20 protein-coding genes are annotated in these 19,920 nt (G+C 60.2%); 12 read left to right on the forward strand and 8 right to left on the reverse strand.

The window, feature by feature from the left end:
- Positions 1 to 84 precede the first annotated feature (84 nt).
- Complete coding sequence (gene dut, locus Q4D83_RS00080) at positions 85 to 570, reverse strand: dUTP diphosphatase (protein ID WP_303171890.1); 486 nt, start codon at positions 568 to 570, stop codon at positions 85 to 87.
- A 146-nt stretch (positions 571 to 716) separates the two neighbouring features.
- Here dut and Q4D83_RS00085 point away from each other — a divergent pair, with 146 nt between their 5' ends.
- Positions 717 to 1,217, forward strand: a complete 501-nt coding sequence (locus tag Q4D83_RS00085; RefSeq protein WP_303171892.1) for a DUF3093 domain-containing protein — start codon at positions 717 to 719, stop codon at positions 1,215 to 1,217.
- Positions 1,218 to 1,328: 111 nt separating this feature from the next.
- Here the strand turns inward: Q4D83_RS00085 and Q4D83_RS00090 are convergent, their stop codons facing one another.
- Positions 1,329 to 1,622 (reverse strand): DUF4193 domain-containing protein, encoded by a 294-nt coding sequence (locus Q4D83_RS00090; RefSeq protein WP_303171894.1) that lies wholly within the window; start codon positions 1,620 to 1,622, stop codon positions 1,329 to 1,331.
- Between the two features lie 175 nt (positions 1,623 to 1,797).
- Positions 1,798 to 2,613 carry an inositol monophosphatase family protein gene (locus Q4D83_RS00095; protein WP_303171896.1) on the reverse strand — a complete coding sequence of 272 codons (816 nt, stop codon included), beginning with the start codon at positions 2,611 to 2,613 and terminating at the stop codon, positions 1,798 to 1,800.
- Positions 2,614 to 2,710: 97 nt separating this feature from the next.
- On the opposite strand from Q4D83_RS00095, the gene ppgK reads away from it, so the two are divergent.
- Positions 2,711 to 3,472, forward strand: a complete 762-nt coding sequence (gene ppgK / locus Q4D83_RS00100; protein WP_303171898.1) for a polyphosphate--glucose phosphotransferase — start codon at positions 2,711 to 2,713, stop codon at positions 3,470 to 3,472.
- A gap of 286 nt (positions 3,473 to 3,758) precedes the next feature.
- Positions 3,759 to 5,390, forward strand: a complete 1,632-nt coding sequence (locus tag Q4D83_RS00105; protein WP_303171900.1) for an RNA polymerase sigma factor — start codon at positions 3,759 to 3,761, stop codon at positions 5,388 to 5,390.
- Between the two features lie 191 nt (positions 5,391 to 5,581).
- Here the strand turns inward: Q4D83_RS00105 and Q4D83_RS00110 are convergent, their stop codons facing one another.
- The 4 genes from Q4D83_RS00110 to Q4D83_RS00125 all read right to left on the reverse strand — a co-directional run bounded on the left by Q4D83_RS00110 (position 5,582) and on the right by Q4D83_RS00125 (position 10,135).
- Entirely contained in the window at positions 5,582 to 6,553 is a 972-nt protein-coding gene (locus tag Q4D83_RS00110) for a hypothetical protein (RefSeq protein ID WP_303171902.1), read from the reverse strand.
- A gap of 189 nt (positions 6,554 to 6,742) precedes the next feature.
- Positions 6,743 to 8,131 (reverse strand): DUF418 domain-containing protein, encoded by a 1,389-nt coding sequence (locus Q4D83_RS00115; RefSeq protein ID WP_303171904.1) that lies wholly within the window; start codon positions 8,129 to 8,131, stop codon positions 6,743 to 6,745.
- A gap of 58 nt (positions 8,132 to 8,189) precedes the next feature.
- Positions 8,190 to 9,899 (reverse strand): DEAD/DEAH box helicase, encoded by a 1,710-nt coding sequence (locus Q4D83_RS00120; RefSeq protein WP_303171907.1) that lies wholly within the window; start codon positions 9,897 to 9,899, stop codon positions 8,190 to 8,192.
- Entirely contained in the window at positions 9,896 to 10,135 is a 240-nt protein-coding gene (locus Q4D83_RS00125) for a DUF3039 domain-containing protein (protein ID WP_303171910.1), read from the reverse strand. Before Q4D83_RS00125 ends, Q4D83_RS00120 begins: the two co-directional genes overlap by 4 nt.
- Positions 10,136 to 10,249: 114 nt before the next feature.
- On the opposite strand from Q4D83_RS00125, the gene Q4D83_RS00130 reads away from it, so the two are divergent.
- The 5 genes from Q4D83_RS00130 (at position 10,250) to Q4D83_RS00150 (ending at position 14,603) form a co-directional block, all read left to right on the forward strand.
- Complete coding sequence (locus Q4D83_RS00130; protein ID WP_368502170.1) at positions 10,250 to 10,675, forward strand: DUF3099 domain-containing protein; 426 nt, start codon at positions 10,250 to 10,252, stop codon at positions 10,673 to 10,675.
- A 45-nt stretch (positions 10,676 to 10,720) separates the two neighbouring features.
- A complete protein-coding gene (locus Q4D83_RS00135) occupies positions 10,721 to 12,247 on the forward strand; it encodes a class I SAM-dependent methyltransferase (protein WP_303171914.1) in 1,527 nt (508 codons plus the stop codon).
- Positions 12,244 to 12,678 (forward strand): D-aminoacyl-tRNA deacylase, encoded by a 435-nt coding sequence (gene dtd / locus Q4D83_RS00140; protein ID WP_303171916.1) that lies wholly within the window; start codon positions 12,244 to 12,246, stop codon positions 12,676 to 12,678. Before Q4D83_RS00135 ends, dtd begins: the two co-directional genes overlap by 4 nt.
- A 121-nt stretch (positions 12,679 to 12,799) precedes the next feature.
- Entirely contained in the window at positions 12,800 to 13,789 is a 990-nt protein-coding gene (locus Q4D83_RS00145) for a sigma-70 family RNA polymerase sigma factor (RefSeq protein ID WP_027012168.1), read from the forward strand.
- A gap of 133 nt (positions 13,790 to 13,922) precedes the next feature.
- A complete protein-coding gene (locus Q4D83_RS00150) occupies positions 13,923 to 14,603 on the forward strand; it encodes a metal-dependent transcriptional regulator (RefSeq protein ID WP_303171922.1) in 681 nt (226 codons plus the stop codon).
- Between the two features lie 9 nt (positions 14,604 to 14,612).
- Here Q4D83_RS00150 and Q4D83_RS00155 read toward each other — a convergent pair whose 3' ends face one another.
- Positions 14,613 to 15,722 (reverse strand): DUF4192 domain-containing protein, encoded by a 1,110-nt coding sequence (locus Q4D83_RS00155; protein ID WP_303171925.1) that lies wholly within the window; start codon positions 15,720 to 15,722, stop codon positions 14,613 to 14,615.
- Between the two features lie 405 nt (positions 15,723 to 16,127).
- Here Q4D83_RS00155 and Q4D83_RS00160 point away from each other — a divergent pair, with 405 nt between their 5' ends.
- From Q4D83_RS00160 to Q4D83_RS00175, 4 genes are all read left to right on the forward strand, one after another.
- Positions 16,128 to 17,114: a PAC2 family protein gene (locus tag Q4D83_RS00160; protein ID WP_303171927.1), complete on the forward strand. Its 987-nt coding sequence runs from the start codon at positions 16,128 to 16,130 to the stop codon at positions 17,112 to 17,114.
- Positions 17,115 to 17,304: 190 nt separating this feature from the next.
- Positions 17,305 to 17,958, forward strand: a complete 654-nt coding sequence (locus Q4D83_RS00165) for an ATP-binding cassette domain-containing protein (RefSeq protein WP_303171929.1) — start codon at positions 17,305 to 17,307, stop codon at positions 17,956 to 17,958.
- Positions 17,955 to 18,665, forward strand: coding sequence for a dipeptide/oligopeptide/nickel ABC transporter ATP-binding protein (locus tag Q4D83_RS00170; RefSeq protein WP_303171931.1), 711 nt, complete (start codon positions 17,955 to 17,957; stop codon positions 18,663 to 18,665). The genes Q4D83_RS00165 and Q4D83_RS00170 overlap by 4 nt, the downstream gene beginning before the upstream one ends.
- Positions 18,665 to 19,918 (forward strand): MFS transporter, encoded by a 1,254-nt coding sequence (locus tag Q4D83_RS00175; RefSeq protein ID WP_303171933.1) that lies wholly within the window; start codon positions 18,665 to 18,667, stop codon positions 19,916 to 19,918. Before Q4D83_RS00170 ends, Q4D83_RS00175 begins: the two co-directional genes overlap by 1 nt.
- Positions 19,919 to 19,920: the final 2 nt, after the last annotated feature.

Raw genomic sequence — 19,920 nt, forward strand, 5'->3', positions numbered from 1 at the left:
GTCGTTCCTTCCTAAACATTGTTGGTCGAGCATCGTTGTGGCACGACGCCTACTATGCTGTCGAGCCTACTGCACCTGAAACGCTCACTGGATATGGTTTGCTGACGTGTTTACACCCGTGGAACCATACCCGTCTACTCCTCGAACTGTCTGGTCAAGTTCGGCGACTTCAATAAAGTCACACAACTCGACCTTTTGAATTACAAGTTGTGCAATTCGATCACCCCGAGAAATAACTATTGCTTCCCGCGGATCCAGATTAATCAAACATACTTTGAGCTCACCACGATAGTCCGCATCCACCGTTCCAGGGGTATTCACAATACTCAAACCATGCTTGGCGGCCATGCCGGAACGCGGATGAATCAACCCCACATACCCCAGCGGCAGCGCAATGGCCACGCCCGTGCCAACGAGCACCCGTTCCCCAGGTTCCAAGCGCACATCTTCGGTACTAGCAAGATCCACACCAGCGTCCCCACGATGAGCGCGCTGCGGGATGGGCATATCGGGATCTAAGCGACGTAAATGTACCCGCGTTAAGGGCACGTCAGGTTGTTGTTCAATCACGGCCACTAGCGTACGTGGTCGCACACGCCGGCGCCGTGATTCACCACGCACTGCCACCATGCAATCAGGAGTCTCGTGTTACGAATCTAGCCCTGAACAGGACCGCTCCTGCGGCAGTCATACTTGGTGCAGTAGACTCGAGCTTTGTGATTGAAAGCGCAGCGAAACCTCCCCGTGAGCTCTACCGGGAACGCCAATGGGTGCCGTGGCACTGGTGGATTTTCGGCGGGTTCATTGTGATGTTACTTGCAGCTCAGATCGGCCATAACCGGGCCTCCGCCTGGCTTTATGGTTCCGCTATCGTGTTCGGCGCACTGGCTATCTGGTCATTGCTTTCGCTTTCCAGCACCACCGTGATTGTTGAAGAAGATGCTGAGGGCACCCGCTGGCTGCGCGCAGGCAACGCCATGTTGCCAGCCGACGTGGTGTCCAAAGCCCTCATGGTGCCAGCCACAGCGAAGCGCAACGCCATGGGCAAACAGCTCGACCCAGCAGCATTCGTCGTCTCCCACGGCTGGGTCCCGCAGATGGCAATGTTCGTCCTGGGCGATCCGGACGACCCCACCCCGTACTGGCTTATTGGCTCAAAAAACCCAGAAGCACTGTTAGCTGCGTTTCTCCCCCATCCGACGCAACCAACAAGCTAACCAATCGTCCTAGGAAAGCTGTAGGAAAGCTACTCCCAGTTCAGCTTGCTTGCTCGGGCGCGCGCCACCTGCCGCGCCGAGCAATAATCCCCCACACCCCACGGATGGGAGTTAGGCGCAGTCGAGGCAGATGATGGTGCCGTCGTCTTCCACGTGGGAAATTCGATTTCGACGCTGCACAATAAAGCAGCTTCCGCACGTAAATTCGTCTTGGCGGCGCGGGACGACGGTGACGTTAAGTTCTTCGCCCGAGAGGTCCACTGCCGGGAGGTCGAATGGCTCCACGATTTCACCGTCGTCGTCCATGCCGTTGTTGATGCTTTCGGCAGCTTTGAGGCCTTCGAGGGAATCCGTTTCCAGGTCGTCTTCCGCGCGTCGACGCGGGGCGTCGTAATCAGTTGCCATGAGGTTTGGTCCTTTATCGGTAACTAATTTGGGTGCCCGCTTTCTCGTGCAGGATCCCAAGATGTGCAACGTATCTGCGCGCATATTAGGCGACAAAAATGTCTTTGTCACGTCATGGACTTACCCCGGCGTGTCCCTGCTGCTTGGACTGAATGTTGATGCTGCAAACTGCGGATTAGGGTATTGGTGTAGCCGGAACAAGTTCTAGGAAATCGTCGGCGATTCCGGGAACGCAGGCGCGGACGGGCCAACCTGCGGCGGACGGGGCGTCGGTACTCGGGGTGTACACCACTGCTCCGGCTTGTTGCGCGATGAGCGCGCCCGCCGCGAAATCCCACGCATTGAGTCCGTGTTCGTAGTACGCGTCGACTTGCCCGGCGGCGAGCATGCAGAGATCGAGCGCCGCACTACCCAGCCGACGAATGTCCCGCACCTGCGGCAGGACGCGGGTAAGCAATTTCGCCTGGTGGCCGCGGCGCACGGCGTCATAACTAAACCCGGTGGCCACCAAACTGGTTTGCAAATCGCTGGCGTCGCGCACGTACATACGTTCGGGCTCTTGCCCGGGTATTTGCCGCCACGCGCCGTTGCCTATCGACGCCGCGTACAGCACGCCGCCAACAACGTCCACCACCGCGCCCGCCAGCACGCGGCCCTCCACACGCGCCGCGATGGACACGGCGTAAGCGGGCTGCCCATACAAGAAATTCACGGTGCCGTCGATGGGGTCCACCACCCACGTCACGCCGCTGTCACTGTCGCGGGTAGAGCCTTCCTCCCCACGCAAGCCATCGCGGGGGCGCAGCCGCGCCAGCCGGTCAGAGATAAACCGCTCTGAAGCTTCGTCGACGACTGTCACGGGGTCCACGTTGGAGCTTTTCCAGCGCGTACCTTCAGCGAGATCCTCTAACTCCATGGCGCTGCCCCGAATGAGCTCAGCGGCCTCCGTTGCTACCGTACTAGCGATCGATTCCAAGTGTCGCACATCCATAGCACACCATTGTCCCCAACATTGCCGGTGCGCGCAGCGCAGGTGCCACCACAGGCTGGCTTAGGTTGCCGAAAAAAATTTTGGTACCCCAAGTACAATGTTGGCTATGACGCGCATCGGATTTGGCATTGATGTTGGAGGCTCGGGTGTTAAAGGCGCCCGAGTGAATTTGGATACCGGGGAGTTCATCGGCGAGCGAATCAAAATACTCACGCCGAAACCAGCAACCCCCGACGCCGTAGCGGACACCGTCCTACAAATCGTGCGCACCGCCGAGTGGGAGGGCCCGGTGGGCATCACGCTGCCATCCGTGGTGCATGGGCAACGCGCCCTCACCGCGGCGAATATTGACCCCACATGGGTGGACACCGACGTCCAAGAATTGTTCACTCGCCACCTCGGCGACCGTGACATTTCCGTACTCAACGATGCCGACGCTGCCGGCATCGCCGAAACCGCCTTCGGCGAGGAACAAACCCGCAACGGGGCCGTAATCTTCCTCACCTTCGGCACCGGCATTGGCTCCGCGTTCCTAGTCAACGGCACCCTGTTCCCCAACACCGAAATCGGCCACCTCATTGTGGATGGCGTCGAAGCGGAACACTTCGCTTCCTCTGCGGTGAAGGAACGGGAAGAATTAAGCTACGGCAAATGGGCCAAACGGGTCACCAAAGTGCTGTGCGAATACGAGCGCCTTTTCTGGCCTGACCTGTTCGTAGTTGGCGGCGGCATTTCCCGCAAACACGAAAAGTGGGTGCCCCGCCTCGAGTGCAAAACCCCGGTCATTGCCGCGAAATTGCGCAACACCGCGGGCATTGTTGGGGCCGCGATGGCTGTGGAAACCGGACTGAAACCTTAACGGCACACAACCATTTGCAGTGATTTGCTCTATACTTGCGTGTTGACTGTGGAGACAAGTCGTCCGTGCAGCACAATTCACCCACCAATACTTGCCGCTAGGGGCTGCCAAACATGCCCCTAGGCTGCGAAAACACGGGTTGGATTTGACGCGGAGAACTTGACTGATGCATTCAGTGCGCTCCATATGTCAGGTGGCGTAGCGGCAGCCAATGCGTTGGCTCGATTTGCTGCGACCACTGGCCATGCAGCACACTACTTCGAGTACTCAAGGCGAAAGGGCGTACGTGGCAGCCACTGATCCCTCAGAAACGGCACAGACCGAAGGAACCACCACAACGGTGAAGAAAACGGCAGCGAAGAAAGCCGTCAGGAAAACTGCCCGGAAGGCAGCACCGCGCACCGCACGCAAAGCGGCGGCCCCAGCTGAACCCGCGGCAACCGCGGACAGCACCACGACGGGCGCCGCCTCGGGAGCCTCGGAGACTGCCGCATCGGAAACCACCACTACGGTGAAGAAGACGGCGAAAAAGGCCGCAAAAAAGACGGCGAAGAAAACTGCCGCAAAGAAGACTGTAAAGAAAGCCGCGAAGAAAACGGCCAAGAAGACAGCGAAGAAAACCGCGGCGAAAAAGACAGCGAAAAAGGCTGCCGCGAAGAAAACCACGGCGAAGAAGACCACCAAAAAGGCCGCAACGAAGGCCGCTGCGCCGGTGGTGGACGACGATCAGATTACGGGCGCGCAGCTGGAAGACGACATCATCGACGACAGCAACGACGATGAGTACGACGCCCTAATCCCCAGCGACGACGATTACGACGAAGACCCGTTGCCCGCTGACGAGGACAACGAACGCATCGACGATGATGAGGACGACTCCGCCAGCAGCGACGAAGAAGAGGAAGACGACGGTTCCTCCGTTTGGGACGAGGACGAATCCGCCGCATTGCGTCAGGCGCGTAAAGACGCCGAGCTCACGGCGTCGGCAGACTCCGTGCGCGCCTACCTCAAGCAAATCGGTAAGGTTGCGTTGCTCAACGCGGAGCAAGAAGTCTCCTTGGCGAAACGCATCGAAGCCGGGTTGTACGCTACTCACCGCATGGAGCAAATGGAGGAAGCGTACGCGGCGGGCGACAAGGAAGCGAAACTAACCCCCGCTGTCAAGCGCGACCTCCGCGCAATTGCCCGAGACGGCCGCAAGGCGAAAAACCACCTGTTGGAAGCGAACCTCAGGCTCGTGGTGTCGCTGGCCAAGCGCTACACCGGCCGCGGCATGGCCTTCCTCGACCTCATCCAGGAAGGCAACCTTGGGCTGATCCGCGCGGTGGAGAAATTCGACTACACCAAAGGCTACAAATTCTCCACGTACGCCACTTGGTGGATCCGGCAGGCGATCACCCGTGCCATGGCCGACCAGGCGCGCACCATTCGCATCCCCGTGCACATGGTGGAAGTGATTAACAAGCTGGGCCGGATTCAGCGCGAACTGTTGCAAGACCTCGGCCGCGAACCCACGCCGTTCGAACTGGCCAAGGAAATGGACATCACCGAAGAAAAAGTGCTGGAAATTCAACAGTACGCCCGTGAGCCCATCTCCCTGGACCAAACCATCGGCGACGAAGGCGACAGCCAACTCGGTGACTTCATCGAAGACTCCGAAGCCGTCGTAGCCGTCGATGCGGTGTCGTTCACGCTCCTGCAAGACCAATTGCAGGACGTGCTGCAAACCCTGTCCGAACGTGAAGCCGGCGTAGTGAAACTCCGCTTCGGTTTGACCGACGGCATGCCCCGCACCCTCGATGAAATCGGCCAAGTCTACGGGGTGACCCGCGAACGCATCCGGCAGATCGAGTCCAAAACCATGTCCAAGCTGCGCCACCCCTCGCGCTCACAAGTCCTCCGGGACTACTTGGACTAGGTGTTGGAGGCGGCCAGCAGCCACCTCACAAACATCGAGGGCGCCACGCGACGAAAACTGCGTGGCGCCCTTGAACAGTTTGAAGCCAACAGACGCTGGGGTGCGTCCGCGAACGTTAGGGGCGACCGCGGGCGTTAAGTTTGTCGTTTCATGCTTTATGAGCCGTGCACAGAAGCATGATACGACTTTTATTACTGGGTGTTCGGCTCTGGGACAAGCGATTCCGGAACGAACGACTCCGGCGCGAACGACTCGGGGATAAACTGTTCGGGAGCAAAGGTCTCTGGCACCAACGACTCCGGCGCAAAGGATTCCGGGACGAACTGCTCAGGGGCAATGTTGTCCGGCACCATGGCGTTGGTGTCAAAACCAAAGGCATGCAAGACGGCGTCGATCATGCACCAATTGCTGCCGTCCGCACCCTGGTTTGCCGAACACACGGTCCAATCGTTCCAGAAGGCTGTGAATATTGGCTCGAGATAGAAATACAACCACATCCACGTGCCAAACACGGCAGCGGACACGACGAAACCAACCACGGATTTCACGCCGCCGGGGCGGGAACCCACCACCGCGCGAAGCAAACCAATAACGCCCATCACCATGCCGAATGCTGCCAGCAGTCCGGACAGCGGCAACAGAATCACACTGATAAAGAACCCAAGGGACCACAGCCCCAACCCCAACGACCAATTCGCCGGAGCGTTCGTAACGTGACGTTGGGGCGGAGGCGCCGCGTGGGCAGCATAACCAGGCGGCGGGTAGGCCGGCTGCACATACGACTGCTCAGGAGGTTGCTGGTAGGCGGGTTCCGGATAAGCTACGTCTGGGGTGGGAGCATAGCTGGGCTCGGGTGCGACGTCTTGACGCGGCAGGCGATACTGCGGAAGCTGCGCGGGGGCAATGGAGGTTTCCGGCATGGACTGCACGCGCGGGATCACCGTCGTCTGTTCGGTGGTGTCCATTTCGCGTGGCAATTGCGTGGTTTCCTGCATCCCCCGCGGCATAATCACCGTGTGTTCTGTGGCGTTCCCATAGTCTTCGGCGGCGGAGCTACCAGCATAGGTTTCGGCAGGTTCCGTACCCCGTTGCGAAAACGGCGACGCCCCCGCAAACGGCGAACGATCCGCCCCTGAACCATTGGGGTCACGTGGTGTGGTCACCTTACTAACGCCGCCTTCCTCATTCAGCCATCAGTGCTACGAGGTTCCAGCCTAGCCCGCCCACGAACGAAGTTCTACATCGTGGTGCTCCCGGCTAGTCACCAGCAAGACGAACAAAAATTCACATGCGGGACTGCCATGCCAAGGGCGCGGCGGAGCCCACACGGCGCAAATCCCACCGACCCGGTGCTAGTCCGGCTGGCGGGGCTCCCTGAGCTCCATCTGCCGCTCCTTCAAATCCACCTGCGGAACGTCCACTGTGTTTGTTTTCTCCTGGCGCGGGTTTTCCGACTCCCCCGGCCCCAACGCCGCAACCGAGTCGCGCTGTTCGGGGTATTGGGCGTACAAGCCGCTGCTGCCGTAGGACAATCGCCGGTGTATTGATTCAAACGGCCCCGCTTTTCCGGCCTTTTCCAGCGCAAAGGCGACGAGGAGGCTGACCAACCACACACTGAAACCAATGAGTAAGGATTGGGCTGCTCCGTTGGGTTTCAAAACACCAAGAAGAAACGAGGCACACAGCGGCAGCAGGATGATTGATTGCAGCAGGTACCCAGTCATGGAGCGCTTCCCCAATGCGACCAGCATCTGGACAAGTATTGGAAGCTTGTAATCTGTGCCGTCTTGTTGGGCTTGGGCATAGCGCCGTTGCAGTGGAATTGACGCTAAGGCAATGATTGCGATGATCCCGGGCCCGGTAAGCACCCCCAGTGATTGGTTCGCAAAAAGCAAAAATTGTGCCCAGGCTGTTGGGAGCACCCCAATCTCCGCGAGGCCCCATGGTAGGCCCACGAGGAGGATCACGGCCGCCGCGACTCCCACCGCATAAGCCAGTAGTTTTTTGTGCTCTTCGGGGTGAGACAGGATGCTGTACCGGGCAGCGACAAACCCGACGATGATGAGCGGCAAAAAGAGAGGCAGTTCCACGACCAACAAGGCGAATTGCATGAGCACGGAGTAGCCTGCGTTTGCCACGTATTCGCCCCAACTGGACGGGAGTCTCAAGCCGAGTGGTTGGAACGATTGGCCGTTTACAAACAACAAGACTACGGAGCTCGCCAGCATTGGCAGGAGCATCATCGCTTCCATCACCCCAGCGACGACGAGGAGGGATTGGGTACGCCAGCGCATCATCAACGCGACGATCATACCGGCGACGCCATAGAAGAACATGATGTCGCCGAAGAACAGGAGCGTCATGTGGATGAGCCCAAAAAGGGCGAGGAAGCCATAGCGCCGCAATAGGACGTTGCGGGCCGCGCGCGCCGGATAGCCGCGTTTGTTGAGGCTGTGCGCGAGCATGCCGATGCCGTAGCCGAGCATGGTGGCAAACATGGGCAAACCGCGAACGTGGGCGAACATTGATTCGATAACGATGGCGATTTTGTCCCACACATTGTTATCAATTACGCCGCCACTGAAGGCGCCGGGGAGTGATTGGTCTGCAACGAGCCACGCCGTGGATAGGTTGGCGATGGCGATGCCCATGAGCGTAAGCCCACGTGCAAGGTCGGGCGCGAGGATACGGACATTTGTCGCACCCGAACTGGCAGACGAATTCGCTGGGCTTGTGGGCATACTCAGGTCCTTTACATTTGGTCAACTACCTCAAAGCTTAGGCGTTTTCCAATGTGTGCTACCAGTTTCGCAGGTAAGCAATGCGGTCCCGAAGCTGTTCCGCCGTGCATAGCGCCGTAGGTGGCCCGCCGCACGCTCGCCGCGCTTCGTTGTGAATAGCTCCATGGGGGCGACCGGTACGCGAAGAGGTGATCGATACCAGCGCATTGAGCTCCTTGCGCAGCTGCGGGATTTCGTTGCTGGCCACGCGCTCGGCGGCCGCACGGTTGCCCGCCGCGTTGCGCGCCTTAGCTTCCTCAGCTTTTCGACGCTCATCCTCCTGCGCTCGCGCTTCGATCTGTTCGGCCTGGCGTTGCCGCAGCAGCTGGCGCATCTGTTCGGCGTCGAGAAGCCCGGGGAGGCCGAGGTAATCGGCCTCTTCCTCGGACCCAGCAATGGTACCGGTGCCGTAGGTGGAGCCATCGTAAATCAGGGAATCGAGTTCCGCTTCGGCGCCGAGCGCCTCGTAGCCCTTCGTCTCGTCGGTCTCGGTCTTTTCCTTGTTGGCTTCCGCGAGCAGCTCGTCGTCCCAGCCTTCTTTCGGGCGGTCGGGTTTCCCCAGCACATGGTCGCGGGAGGTTTCCAGGCGCGCCGCCAGGTCAAGCAGCACGGGCACGGACGGCAAGAACACAGATGCGGTCTCCCCCGGCAAGCGAGAACGCACGAAACGCCCGATAGCCTGTGCGAAAAACAGCGGGGTTGATGCAGAGGTGGCGTACACGCCGACGGCGAGCCGCGGGACGTCGACACCCTCGGAGACCATGCGGACCGCAACCATCCACTCGTCGGTGGAATTGGAAAATTCCTCGATGCGTTCGGAGGCACCCGGCTCGTCGGAAAGGATCACCGCCACCGGCGTAGCGGACAGCCCCTCCAGGATGCGAGCGTAGGCGCGGGCGGTGGTTTTATCGGTGGCGATGACCAACCCACCAGCGTCCGGCATATGTTGCCGCAATTGTTGCAACCGAGTGTGCGCCGCCTGCAACACGGCGGGAATCCATTCACCCTTGGGATCCAGTGCGGTTTTCCAGGCGCGGGCGGTTTGCTCCGCATTGAGCGGTTCGCCAAGACGCGCCGCGTATTCCTCGCCGGCGCTGGTGCGCCAGCGGGCCTCGCCGGAGTACGCCAAAAACACTACGGGGCGAACCACGCCATCTTTCAACGCATCGGCGTATCCGTACGTGTGGTCGGCCTTTGATTTCAGGTAGCCTTCCCCATCGTCCTCGTACCGGACGAACGGAATTGCGGAATCGTCGGAGCGGAACGGGGTGCCGGTCAGTGCGAGACGTCGCTCAGCGCCATTGTAGGCTTCGCGGATACCGTCGCCCCAGCTTTTCGCATCACCACCGTGGTGAATCTCATCCAAGATCACGAGCGAACGTTTATTCGTCGCCACCGCATGGTGTTTGTACGGGTGCATCGCAACCTGCGCGTAGGTGACCACCACGCCGTCGAACTCGGGATTGATCACGCCGGAGTTGCTAAACGCGGGGTCTAACGCAAGGCCCACCCGCGCCGCCGCCTGCGACCACTGCACCTTCAGGTGCTCCGTGGGCACCACAACAATAATCCGATCAACCGTTCGGTTGCTTTTCAGCTCCGTTGCCACCCGCAACGCAAAGGTGGTTTTGCCGGCGCCGGGGGTTGCCACCGCAAGGAAATCCTGCGGTTTGTTCATCAAGTATTTCGTCAGCGCCGCGCGCTGCCACGCCCGAAGGTTTCCGCTCACTTCTTGCGCAAACCTCGGTAAATTCGCTCACAGTCGGGGCACACGGGAGAACCAGGCTTGGCTTGCTTGGTTACGGGAAAGGTCTCCCCGCACAAGGCCACCACGATACGGCCGGACACGGCGGACTCTACGATCTGATTTTTCTTCACATAGTGGAAGAACTTCGGAGTATCGTCCCCGGTCGAGGTTTTCTCCCTCACATCGGGGCGTTCAATGGTCTGAGTTCTCGTAGTCACGGATCCCATCATGCCGCAGACTTACCCTCGAAGCACACAAGGTCTACCCTGATGTGTATGAGCAGGGGTTCTGAAGAGGAGAAACGGCGATCGGCGACGGCGCGTCGTTTCTCCATGCGTAGCCGCCGCCGAAGCAATGTCGAATTGATTACAGACGCCCGCCAATCCCCCCTCGAAAACTGGCAGCACCGCAAACGGGTATACGCCGTGCTCCAGGGCCTGCGCATCCCGTTCCTGCTGGCTTCTGGCCTGGCGTATGTGTGGCTGCACAATTGGGTGCTGGCCGCCGTGCTATTTGTGATTTCGGTGCCGCTGCCGTGGATTGCGGTGGTGATTGCCAACGGTGTGGGTGAGCCGCACGACCCGCGCCGCAAACAGGTATACAAGCCGCAGGTTGCGCGGCAGAAGGCGGCGTTTCAGCAGCAGCAGCTGCTGGCTTCCGGCCCGGCACACCGGGAGTTGTTGCCGGGGCGTTCGGCAAGCAGGCTAGAGTTAGATGCGCCACATCACCCCACGGTGATTGACCACGAAGATTCGTGATTTCGCCCCCTGCCCCACCCCTTGTTTTTCGGAGTGTGTCCTCTCGTGCAGCCTCAGCTTCGTACCCTTGCGCCCGCGATTACCAGCACGTTTCGCGCCCACGCGTTCACCCAAGCCGGCATCAGCGAATGCTTGGGCCCGGCCGCTTCCGCGGCGTTGTTTCGTGGGGAGCCGGCTGCCGTGCGTTCCACGGTGCGCGGCCATTCCGCTCTCGAACAGTTGATTCGGCTGGTGCTGCTTCACGACGCCGCACCTACCGAATCCTTTATCGAACTCTTCGGCGCGGACACCACCCAGGGCCTGTTGGAATGCGGCGCACTGCAATATGTTGATTCCGCGACTGCGCAATTGTGCATTGATATCCGCCCGCATACTTTCGCCGGCGCGGACCATTGGGTGTTTTCAGATATGGATGCCTCGATGAGCGAACACATTCCCGGGCCGGAACACGTGCTTGGGGTGGGTGCGGCGTCGTTATCCTTGGTGCAGGCGGTGCCGCAATCCCCCGTCGCAACGCTGCTTGATGTGGGCACGGGTTCCGGTGTGCAGGTGTTGGCGCAGCAGGGGTGCGCCACCCATATCACCGCCACCGACGTGCACGCACGGGCGTTGGATTTCGCGGCGGCCTCCTTCGCTGGCTCCGGCCTTGAGGTAGAAACCCTGTGCGGCCCCTGGTTCGCGCCTGTGGAAGGACATACGTTTGACCGGATCGTCGCAAACCCGCCGTTCGTGGTGGGGCTGCCGGAAGTGGGCCACATCTACCGCGATTCCGGCCTCAACCTCGACGGCGCCAGCGAACTAGTGATCCAACAAGCACCGCAGCATCTCAACCCCGGCGGGACGGCGATCATGCTGGCTGCGTGGGTACACGAGCACGGCCAGTCGTGGCAGCAACGCGTGGCCTCCTGGCTGCCCGATACGGGGGTGGCGGCGTGGGTGATTCAGCGCGACGTGGCCGACCCCGCCTTGTACGTGGGTACCTGGCTTAAAGACGAATCGCTTGATCCGCGCTCCATCGAAGCCGCCGCGCGCACCGAAGCCTGGTTGGACCATTTTGCCCGCGCGAATGTCACGGGTATCGGCTTTGGGTTTGTGGCCATCCAACGCCTGGACGACGACGTCGAATCCGACATCCTTTGCGAAGACATGCCGCAGCAATTCAGCGACCCATTGGGCCCAGAAATAGCGGAGTATTTCCAGCGAATTGCGTGGTTACGTACCCACAGCGCGGAGGACATTGCGAACACCCAATTTTGCGTCCGGCCAGGGGTTGCGGTGGAGGACGTTCGAATCGCGGACACCAACCAAGGGATGGGGTTTCAGCCCGCGGCGTTGCGAATTTGCCGCACGGACGGGCCGCGGTTTAGCCACGACATTGATCCGCACTTGCAGGCGATTGTGTCTGGGCTGCACCCCGGCGGGTTACCGTTGGCGGAGGTGGTGGAACTCTATTGTGCCGCGCAAGGTATCGACGCCGCGCCGCTCCTCCCCTCAGCCATCGACGCCGTGGTGGACCTGCTACGCCACGGCCTCGTGCTGCCTGCCGAGTTAGCGGCGGTGGTGGGATCATGAAGGCCGTACTGACTCGGGTGAGCAGCGCTTCCGTGGAGGTTGATGGAGAAATCGTCGGCGCGATTGACTGCCCCGACACCGGTGGGCTGCTGGCCCTCGTAGGGGTGGGCCGCGATGACAGCCCGGACGCCTGGGAGACCATGGTGCGCAAGATCGCTGAGTTGCGGATCTTGCGGGACGAAACGTCCGTTGTTGAGGTGGGTGCGCCTGTGTTGTTGGTCAGCCAATTCACCTTGCATGGCAGGACCGCGAAAGGTCGCCGCCCGTCATGGTCGGATGCCGCGCCCGGCGATGTCGCCGAACCCGTGGTGGAGAAGATTGCGGCGGGGTTGCGGGCGCGTGGCATTGTGGTGGAAACGGGGCGGTTCGGCGCCATGATGCGGGTTGCTTCGGTCAATGAAGGACCGTTTACTGTCCTGGTGGAGTGCTGATAGGAGCCTAAAGCGTTTTCGCAGGCCGGGGGCGGTGTGTGACGGCTTCGTAGGGGCGGGGAACTTTTTTCTTAGCTTGCGCGTTGAGTGGTTAGGAAGTTCAGTCGACTAGGAGGCACGCATGAGCACTTTGCCCGCGCAGGATTACGACGTCGAAGAGCAGGACCGCGGAAGTCGCCGCGGACATTCAAACGACAATCCATCGGCGGACTTGGTGCGAGTTTACCTGAATGGAATTGGGAAGACCGCGCTGCTTACCGCTGAAGACGAAGTTGAACTGGCGCAGCAGATTGAGGTGGGACTGTACGCCGAGTATTTGCTGTCGGATTCCCCGCAAACGTTAACTCGCGCAATGAAGCGTGATTTAAAGGTATTGGCGAAGCAGGGCAAGCGTGCCCGCTCGCACCTTCTGGAAGCTAATCTTCGCCTCGTGGTTTCCTTGGCCAAGCGATACACCGGCCGTGGCATGCCGCTGTTAGACCTGATCCAGGAGGGCAACCTGGGTCTGATCCGCGCGATGGAAAAATTTGACTACACAAAAGGTTTTAAATTCTCCACTTATGCCACGTGGTGGATCAGGCAAGCCATTACTCGCGGCATGGCGGACCAATCCCGCACGATCCGCCTGCCCGTGCATTTAGTAGAGCAGGTGAACAAGCTGTCCCGCATTAAGCGGGAGCTGTATCAGCACCTTGGCCGAGAAGCCACGAATGAGGAATTAGCGGAAGAATCCGGCATTGATGAATCCAAGATTGAGATGTTGCTTCGGCAATCCCGGGATCCGGTGAGTTTGGATATGCCCGTGGGCGCGGATGAGGAAGCGCCGCTGGGTGATTTCATTGAAGATTCTGATGCGGCTGACGCGGAAGCAGCGGTGGTTGCCTCCCTGCGCCACTCGGATGTTCGGACCGTCTTGGCGTCGCTGGAGGTGCGCGAGCAGGAAGTGATCGCGCTGCGGTACGGCCTTGACGATGGGGTGCCTCGCACACTCGATCAAATTGGCAGGAAGTTCGGGCTTTCGCGCGAACGGGTGCGCCAGATCGAGCGTGAAGTGATGAGCAAATTGCGCGATGGCGAGCGGGCGGCCAAGCTTCGCGAGTACGCTTTGTAGCGAGATACCTTGCTGGGTATTCGATTTGCCTCAGATAGAGGGTTGTCTCATCGATAGTGCTCACATTGGGTAAAATGTTTGTCCATGGCTGACGCCGTACAAACATATTTTCAAAAGAAAGGGTTTCCGGACCGTGAAGGATTTAGTCGACACCACCGAAATGTACCTCCGCACGATTTACGAGCTGGAGGAGGAAGGTGTGACCCCTTTGCGTGCTCGAATCGCGGAGCGCTTGGACCAGTCGGGTCCTACCGTAAGCCAAACAGTGGCCCGCATGGAACGCGACGGGTTGGTGGTTGTGGCCAGCGATCGTAGCTTGCAGATGACCGAGAAGGGTCGTAACCTCGCCACCGCCGTGATGCGCAAGCATCGTCTAGCGGAGCTGCTGCTCACCGATATTTTAGGCTTGGATATTCAGCGCGTCCACGCGGAAGCCTGCCGCTGGGAGCACGTGATGAGCGACGAGGTGGAACGCCGCCTTGTCTCCGTGCTGGACAATTATGAGCGTTCCCCGTTTGGCAACCCAATCCCCGGCCTCGCCGCTTTGGGCGTTACCAAAGAGGTAACCCCGCCACCGGGCATGAGAGCTGCGGACTTGCCGTCCGGGGAGCCGGTAACGGCGACTGTTATGCAGCTGCACGAAATCCTGCAATTTGATACCGGTTTGTTCCAAACCCTGCACGATGCGGGGATTACCGTGGGCAGCGAGGTTACCGTGCTCAACCGCAGCGGCGTAGTGGAACTCACGCACAATGATGTGACCGTCACCGTCGGGGATGACTTAAGCCACGCCATTCGCATTCACCCCAAATAACCTGCACAGCTAGGCCGCCTCGGAGGATGCTTCGCCGTAGCGTTCGGCAATTTCATGGGAGGCGCGCAGGGAAGATTGCAACGCCACTTGTCCCAGCCCGCCAAGCACCGCCTCGTGCAACAATTCCGCGAACCTGTGGCCAGGTGCTTCCTCCAATGCGACGCGCACGGCGGGCAGGGCCCGCACCCAAACCTCCCCGCTGAGGATGCTCAGCGCGAAGATGCACAACGCGTTCGCCCGAATCACCCCGTGGAACGTGCGGGCCGCCGCCAACGCCAAGTCCGACATTGTTTTCGCGTGCGGCCCGTCGAGCGCCACCAAGGTGGAATCCCGCAACAAGTTGTGCGACCAATATGCTGCTGCGTATTCCATGGCTTCCTCATCACGCGCCAACGCTTCCACGCTGAGCCGCTGCCGCTCCAAGCGCCGCAGCAACCCGATAAAGCTGGTCATCGCCACATCGAAGGTGCGCCGACTGTTCGATTCTCCGGCCAGGATCGCGGTGACCAGCGCCGTCCCTTGCCGCATGCCGGCTTCCTGAACCCGCGGCACCCATGGTGATGTGGTGTCACACAGCTCGCCATCGAAAAACTCGTAGGCGGAGTCGCGGTCAAGTTCTGGCAGGTCACCGGTTGCCGCGAGGTGTCGAAACGCGATGGAAGCGCACGGCGGCGCGACGACGCCGGATTCCCAGCACCCGATGCCGGTGGTCGTGGGCGCCAGCTCTTCCGCCCGCGGCCCATACACAAGGTGATAGGGTTCGCCGCTACGAATTTCCCGCGTGCTCCACGCGGCTTCCACCGCAACGTTGTGCGCTGCCGCGGCGTTGAGCAGCGCTTGGAGTTGCAGCACCACTTGCTGTGTGCGCAGCGCCCCAGTGACCGCATACACAAACACGATGGTTCCCGCAGGTCGACACTTTGCTCCATCGAACAATGGCTCAAAGCAATCCTCGTTGGTAATGTCCACCCGCGCCAGCGGCCCGAGGGAAAACCCGCCGCCGCGGTTTGGCGTGAAAAAGGCTGCGATAAAGGATTCCTGTGGGTAAAAACCAAGCATGGCGGGAATGTTTGCAAAGACGTCCGCGGGCGTACATAGTGCTTTCGTGTGTGTTTCCATACCTCAAGAGTGCGCCCCTGAGCGGGATGCCTGCCAGCGATTTCGCATCTCCGGCCAGCCTGTGGATGAGGTAGATATTCTGGCACTGTTATCCACAACCTCCCACTTGCGCACGCACGCAACACGAGCATAGATGCGCTTAGCTCTGCTATAATTTTTTCCCTATGCTTTTCGACGCCGCGCCACTCACGGCCGCACCCAACCTACCCTGGTGGCACACACTGCGAAGCCATATTCAGCGGGTTCAGCTTCCTGTGATCGCAGCGTTTTCCGTTGCGCCGTAGCGTTTGGGAATAGAATCACCCCTAGACTGGGTTGAAAACAACGGCACACCATCATTGGGCCACGGTTTTCACATCGTTTCTGTAGTTTTGCCATAGTCCGGTTTACCGAAGGAGGATTGTCATGGATCGTCACGCTCGCATGTACGACCTCGAGTACCCCTCCCCCGAGGTCGCCGTCACCCCCGAACATGGCCCCACGCTGATCGTCGCGTTACAGGGCTATGCTGATGCTGGACACGCGGTGGAGTCCAGCGCGAACCATTTGTTGCACGCGCTGGAGCATCGCCCCGTCGCGTCCTTCCACAGCGATGAGCTTATTGATTACCGCTCACGTCGCCCCGCGGCCACCATCGCGGAAAACCAGCTTGCGGACATGGAGGAGCTTCGCCTAGAGCTGCACGCCGTTCGCGATACCTCGGGCACGCCGTTTTTACTGCTCACCGGCCCGGAGCCGGATATGCGGTGGAACGCGTTTACGGAAGCTGTGGTGGGGCTTGTTGACCGGTTCAAGGTGGACAAAACGGTGTGTTTGTACGCCGCGCCGATGGCGGTGCCGCATACCCGCCCGCTGGTGATTACCGCCCACGGAAACACCCCGGCGATTCTGCAGCCGCACTTCACCATGGGCGCTACGATCCGCGTTCCCGGATCCGCCGCCCTGATGCTCGAACATAGGTTGCATAAGTCTGGCCATCGGGTGGGCGGCTTCACGGCACACGTGCCGCACTACATCGCCGCCTCGGATTTTCCGGAGGCGACGTTGAAGCTGCTGCGGGCGGTGGAACGCACCGCTGGACTGGACTTACCGTTAGATTCCTTGCAATTGGATGTGGAGCGCACGGCCGCGCAGCTCAACGAGCAGACCGAGGATTCGCAGGAAATTCAAAAGGTCCTCAAAGTACTGGAAGCGCAATACGACCAAGATTTGGAGCGCTACGTGGCCCGCTCGGAGCAAAGTTCGCTGGGCTCTGAATCGAGCATGCCTACCGGCGAAGAACTCGGCGCCGAATTCGAACGTTTTCTTCAATCCTTAGATAGTAGGGCGTTGGATTCCGGATCGGAGCCGGAGACAACCCCGCCGGACGATCCGTCCGAGGACTTCGACTAACTGTTGAGCAACGCCCCACTTGGTGCAGGTTTTTTCTGCACTCGGTGGGGCTTTTTGTGTATGTGTTACACTGACCTCTCACTCGATTACTGAACATAAATACCAATAAAGGGTTCGCACTTATACACGTATAAAATTGTGCCCAACCCACGACGAGCAGCCCATGGCGAGTAAGGAGCAGCGTATCCCCGTGGCAGAATCAGCATCGCAGTGTTGCTGCGCGCTCACCGATGTGTGCGTCTCCTATCCGGGCGACTACGTCCTCAGCGTCCCAGAATTGCGTATCGACGCCCCCTGCCGCATGGCATTGCTCGGACCTTCCGGCGCCGGAAAATCCACCCTCGCCGGATTGATGGGCGGGTTTTTATCCCCCGGATCGGATGTTCGCGGGTCCGTCCTGCCGGCCGCTACGATCGGCGTAGTGGGGCAAGATTCCTTCGGCGCCCTCAACCCGCTCATGCGTGTGATTCACCAAGTGGCGTTGACTGCCGGGTCACCCGAAGCCGCCGCTGAACGGCTCCGCGACGTTGGGCTTGCTGATGAGCTTCACCACCGGTTTCCGCTGCAACTGTCCGGCGGGCAGCGGCAACGCGCCGCAATCGCATTGGCGATTAATCAGTCTCCGAACCTACTAATCGCCGACGAGGTGACCTCCGCCCTCGACCCGATTGCCAGCGCGGAGGTTTTCGAAGTGTTGAAGCGAGTAACCGGGCCCGGCACTGCCACGTCGCTGCTTCTTATTACCCACAATGAGGCGGCCGCCTTCGCCCTGTGTGACCGCATTGTGCGGCTGCACCCCGAGAACGAGGCGGGCGGATTTGTCGCCCGCGAGGAGGCGGCATGATTGTTTTCGACCATGTGTCCAAACCGCCAGGGATTGTGGACGTGAGTCTGCGCATCAAGCCCACCGAAAAAGTAGCGATTATCGGCCGCTCAGGCTCCGGCAAGACAACCCTGCTGCGCCTCATCTGCCGGTGGCTGCGCCCCACCAGCGGCACCATCACCGCGCCGCCGCGTAGCGAGTTCGCCTACATTCCGCAAGACTTGGATGCCAGCCTCAACCCACGGATGACCGTGCAGGATATTGTGCTGGAATCAGTGGTCATTGCCAAAGGTAACCTCGCGGCGGCCAAACGGGAACTTCCCGCCATGCTGGATAGCCTCGGTCTACCCAAGGATTGCGCGGGCCGTAACCCCGGTGAACTTTCCGGCGGCCAACGCCAACGCGTCGGCATTGCTCGAGCTTTGATGCCAAACCCACGGGTAATCTACGCGGACGAAGCCCTCAGCGCCCTCGACAGCGTAGCCCGCAAGCTCGTCATCGACTTGTTTACTCGCACGGACCTAACGGTCCTGTTGGTAACCCACGACCTGCACACTGCAGAAAAGTTCGCACATCGCTTTGTCATGCTGGATGCTGGGCGGGTTGTTGAGGACCTGCCAATTGAACAGCTCTGGGACCCAACAGGCGCGATCGAAGTGCGCCAACAATTCATCGCCGCGGAACGCGTCCTGCACCCCAACCTGCCAAGGTTTGGTGAGCAAGCTTGATGAAACTCGCCCACGATGCGCGTCGCTTCCAACAACTCCCAATTGCTGTCCGGCTGTTGCTCATCACGCAAATGCTGTTCAACGTCGGGTTTTACCTCGTCGTCCCCTTTTTGGCCACCTACATGACCGAAAACCTCGCCGCCACCGGCGCCATGGTGGGCTTGGTGCTGGGGTTGCGCACCTTCTCCCAGCAAGGGTTGTTTTTCCTTGGCGGCGGACTCACCGACCGCTTCGGCGTGAAGCCAGTACTACTCACCGGGGTGGCCATCCGGGTGGTCGGGTTTATTGCCGCCGGTGTCGCCACCACCACCCTGCAACTCATGGTCGCCGTAGTGCTCATTGGGTTCGCCGCCGCATTATTCTCCCCGGCTGCGGAAGCATCCTTCGCAGTCGCTGGCGCCCAAGTGGAACGCGAGGGCATCATGCGGCGATCCGAGCTATTTGCCATGGATGCGTACTTTTCGCGAATCGGTGCGCTCACCGGGCCACTGCTGGGCGCGGCGTTGATCACCGCGGGCTTTCAAATCACCTGTTTTGTCGCCGCGGGTATTTTCGCGTTCCTTTGGATAAGCCACCTCGTCCTTGTGCCGGCGGTGCGCACCGAAGCTAGTACTTCGGTGCTCGGCGGCTTCCAAGAGGTACTGAAAAACAAAACGTTTTTGCTATTCGCTCTGGGGTACAGCACCGGGCTGGTGAGCTACAACCAGCAGTACCTCGCGCTGCCGGTGGAACTCGAACGCGCCACCGGCACCCAGGGCGCGCTCGGATGGATGTTCGTATTTTCGAGCGTGCTGGTGCTCGGACTGCAAATGCCACTCACCCGATATGCGCAGCGCCTCGGTGTGCGCCGCGCCGTCGCGGCGGGTTTTGGCCTGATGGCCATCTCGTTTGCCGTGGTTGCGCTTGCCGCCCCGCTCAAACCGCTGCCCGGCTGGTGGGCGCTCACCCCGGCGGTGGTGATGCTGGTATGCCTGCACGTCGGCCAAATGATCGCGGTGCCCATTTCGCGAGATTTGGTGGGCGTGATCGCCGCTGAGAAAAACCTGGGCAGCTATTTCGGATTTTTGAACTCTTTCGGTGGCCTCGCGGTACTGATCAGCTCCTTGTTCATCGGCGCGCTTCTCGACCACGCATACGAACCACAGCCAAGTGCGGCGGTGCCGTGGCTGGCGTTGACGCTGCTGCTCGCGGCGTCGGCAATCATGTTGCCGCGGGTGGCGCACACCGCGCCATCAGCGAAAATCGCAACGTAACT

Source organism: Corynebacterium sp., from assembly GCF_030532715.1.
Classification (GTDB): Bacteria; Actinomycetota; Actinomycetes; order Mycobacteriales; family Mycobacteriaceae; genus Corynebacterium.